The organism is Streptococcus sp. DD10 (assembly GCF_001578805.1).
In the GTDB taxonomy this organism is placed as follows: Bacteria; Bacillota; Bacilli; order Lactobacillales; family Streptococcaceae; genus Streptococcus.
This window is the reverse complement of sequence record NZ_KQ969169.1, coordinates 6,660-10,383: the sequence shown is the minus strand read 5'-3', so window position 1 is coordinate 10,383 and position 3,724 is coordinate 6,660. Positions and strand designations below refer to the sequence as shown.

General features: G+C 43.8%; 3 protein-coding genes and 1 pseudogene. 3 read left to right on the top strand and 1 reads right to left on the bottom strand.

The window, feature by feature from the left end:
* Nucleotides 1-328 precede the first annotated feature (328 nt).
* From STRDD10_RS11235 to STRDD10_RS11680, 3 genes and pseudogenes are all read left to right on the top strand, one after another.
* Nucleotides 329-607: a hypothetical protein gene (locus STRDD10_RS11235; RefSeq protein ID WP_067195624.1), complete on the top strand. Its 279-nt coding sequence runs from the start codon at nt 329-331 to the stop codon at nt 605-607.
* Nucleotides 608-692: 85 nt separating this feature from the next.
* A complete protein-coding gene (uvrB, locus tag STRDD10_RS09750; protein ID WP_067195622.1) occupies nt 693-2,681 on the top strand; it encodes an excinuclease ABC subunit UvrB in 1,989 nt (662 codons plus the stop codon).
* Between the two features lie 345 nt (nt 2,682-3,026).
* Nucleotides 3,027-3,170, top strand: a pseudogene (locus tag STRDD10_RS11680) (ZIP family metal transporter); the annotation flags it as partial.
* 355 nt (nt 3,171-3,525) lie between these two features.
* Here the strand turns inward: STRDD10_RS11680 and STRDD10_RS09735 are convergent.
* Nucleotides 3,526-3,724 (bottom strand): LPXTG cell wall anchor domain-containing protein (locus STRDD10_RS09735; RefSeq protein ID WP_197458341.1); only part of this gene is annotated, 199 nt, incomplete at its 5' end.

Here is a 3,724-nt window from a genome sequence, read left to right as displayed (position 1 = left end):
TGTAGATGACTGGCTAACAGCGTAATTGTCCTATATACTTTGGTATTGGGCGGTTAAGCTCCATCCTTTTCTTCGTTAATTGATTCTATTTATGCTAAAATAGAAGGAAGATGAGAAAAAGGAATGCCATGATTGTCAAGTTTGACCGAAGTGGGTTGATAGTACAGATGGTATATGGAGCCTTTTTCTATCCTGCTATCTTTACTAAGAGTTTTATTGGATCGTAAAGTTAGTTCTTTCTCTCATTCTTCTCTTTCCCATTCATGTCAGCCTTTTGGATTATCAAGTACAAGGTCAGAAAATCTTATTGAAACTAGATGAATAGTCCATGACCGATTCTAGAAAACTGTTTGGTCGAAAAAGTTTTGCCATTCTCTTATCGGATATTGACTTTGTTAGGAAAGATTGGTTCAGTTTAATGGAGGATATTGAGCATACTTCAACTCTTGGTTTTCTATTAAAACGTGTAGAATACTTTTTTGACAATGAAGCTGAGGAGCTAGACAAGGAGAAGTATTGCGTGTTCAGGATTGAATTCAAGGATTGGAAAACAGCTGTCACCTTTGATAAAAACTGGGCTATCAAACAGTCAAAAAACGATTGTTAAGATCTATCGCATCCGAATTCCTGTGGAGAGAGGAGAGGGTTTCTTGTATCAAGAAATAAATGATTACATAAACGAAAGGAATGTCATGATTGATAGAAAAGACGATAATAAATTTCATTTGGTTTCAAAATATGAACCTTCCGGCGACCAACCCCGAGCCATTGAACAATTGGTGGACAATATCGAAGGAGGAGAAAAGGCCCAAATCCTCATGGGGGCAACCGGTACCGGAAAGACCTATACCATGAGTCAGGTCATTGCCAAGGTCAATAAACCAACCTTGGTCATCGCCCATAACAAAACCCTAGCCGGTCAGCTCTATGGAGAGTTCAAGGAATTTTTTCCGGACAATGCGGTCGAGTACTTTGTCTCCTACTATGACTACTACCAGCCAGAAGCCTATGTACCGTCCAGTGATACCTATATTGAAAAGGATAGCTCAGTTAATGATGAGATCGACTATCTGCGGCATTCGGCAACGGCAGCCCTCTTAGAGCGTAATGATGTCATCGTTGTTGCATCGGTTTCTTGTATCTATGGGTTGGGAGATCCTAAAAATTACCGGGATAATGTTGTCAGCCTTCGTCCCAATCAAGAAATCTCTCGGGATCAACTCTTAAATGACTTGGTTGATATTCAGTTTGAACGCAATGACATCGACTTTCAAAGGGGGCGTTTCCGTGTGCGCGGAGATGTGGTGGAGGTTTTTCCCGCTTCTCGCAATGACAATGCCTTTCGGATCGAGTTTTTCGGTGATGAGATTGAACGCATCCGTGAGATCAATCCTCTGACAGGACAAGTCCTAGCAGATGTCAGCCATTTGGCTGTCTTTCCTGCGACCCACTTTGTCACCCAAGAAGAGCATTTAGAAGAAGCCCTCGCTAAAATCGAAGCTGATATGAGGGCGCAAGTGGAGCAGTTTGAACAAGAAGGCAAACTGATCGAAGCGCAACGCATCCGCCAACGCACAGAGTACGACATTGAAATGCTGCGGGAGATGGGCTACACCAATGGGGTGGAAAACTATTCCCGCTACATGGATGGTCGTAAGGAAGGCGAACCGCCTTATACTCTACTCGATTTCTTCCCAGAAGATTTCCTCATCATGGTGGACGAGAGCCACATGACCATGGGACAGATCAAGGGCATGTATAACGGAGACCGAGCACGAAAAGAAATGCTGGTCAACTATGGTTTCCGTCTGCCATCAGCCCTAGATAACCGTCCCCTTCGTCGGGAAGAGTTTGAAGGTCACGTTCATCAGATCGTCTATGTGTCAGCCACACCAGGGGATTATGAGAAAGAGCAAACGGATACCGTCATTGAACAAATCATCCGTCCAACTGGACTGCTCGATCCAGAAGTAGAAGTGCGACCAACCATGGGGCAAATGGATGATCTCCTAGGGGAAATCCATGCCCGTGTGGAGCGAGGGGAGCGGACTTTTGTTACAACTTTGACCAAGAAAATGGCAGAAGACTTGACCGATTATTTCAAAGAAATGGGTGTCAAGGTCAAGTACATGCACTCGGATATCAAGACCTTGGAACGGACAGAAATTATCCGTGATCTCCGTTTGGGAGTCTTTGATGTCTTGGTTGGGATTAACCTGCTGCGAGAAGGGATTGACGTTCCTGAAGTCAGCCTGGTTGCCATACTTGATGCAGACAAGGAAGGTTTCCTTCGCAATGAACGAGGGCTCATCCAGACCATTGGTCGGGCTGCGCGAAATAGCGAGGGCCATGTCATCATGTATGCTGACACGGTGACCCAGTCCATGCAACGGGCCATGGATGAAACAGCCCGTCGTCGTCAGATCCAGATGGCCTATAATGAAGAGCATGGCATCATCCCTCAAACCATCAAGAAAGAAATCCGTGACTTGATCGCTGTAACCAAGGCAGCTGTTAACGAAGAGGAAAAAGAAGTGGATATCGCCAGCCTCAACAAGCAAGAACGCAAAGACCTGGTTAAAAAGCTGGAGGGACAAATGCAAGAGGCCGTCGAAGTGCTTGACTTTGAACTGGCTGCCCAGATTCGTGATATGATGCTGGAAGTCAAGGCCTTGGATTAGGGGCATATGATTAGTATAGGAAGGTTAAAGAAAGAAGATTAGATATTTCTATGGGAAATGACCTATTAGCGATTTTATCCAATAACAAGGACATCGCAACTGTCGAAACAGACTGAAGTTCACCTTTCTAGAAAGTCATTGAGACTAGTCAAGCCCCCAAACTGGTGATAAAATAGTGCTAATTGAAATGTTTAGATTGGAAACGTGATGAACTGCTTATAAGCACAGCCTGTGGTGGTACAGGCTCTTTTAGCAGGTCTCTTTACATGGTGTTGTACCATCTTGGGCTCTGCAGTTGTCTTTTTCTTTAAAGTGGTCAGCCGTAAACTTCTCGATATTATGATGGTTTTTGCGGCAGGTGTCATGCCCTTTGTCGTTGTCGAAGAGCTGATCCCGAACTCCCAGACCAATGGCAATACAGATGTGGCGACCCTAGGTCTCATGGCAGGTTTTGTTATCATGATGATTTTAGATGTCGCCCTTGGATAAGGCCATCCCTATACTAGAAGCTGGTTCCAGTCGTACCAGCTTCTTTTTTTGCACCCGCTATAGTTGACAAAGAGCTGAAATTTCATCAACTTTAGAAAGCGTATTTTCATAGTTCTAATACTCAATGAAAATCAAAGAGCAAACTAGGAAGCTAGCCACAGGTTGCTCAAAGCACTGCTTTGAGGTTGTGGATGGAACTGACGAAGTCAGTAACCATACCTATGGTAAGGCGAAGCTGATGTGGTTTGAAGAGATTTTCGAAGAGTATAAACATACAAAAAGAGAAGACCCATCCGGTCCTCTCTAGATGTTAGTTTTTCGCCATCCACTACAATTGACAAAGAGGCAATAAAGTTTAGTCCATTTTTTTCTGAATGGTCAATCCCAAGCTCAGGAGTATCCCTCCAAGACCAAGAATCATCAATGTTTCATCTTTGCTATCAGAAGTCTTTGGTAACTCCTTGATAAAGCTTTCGGATAATCCAATAAGACTAGCATCCGCATCACCTTTTGGAGTAACAATATCTAAATTCTTATCTCTTTCTTCTGACACT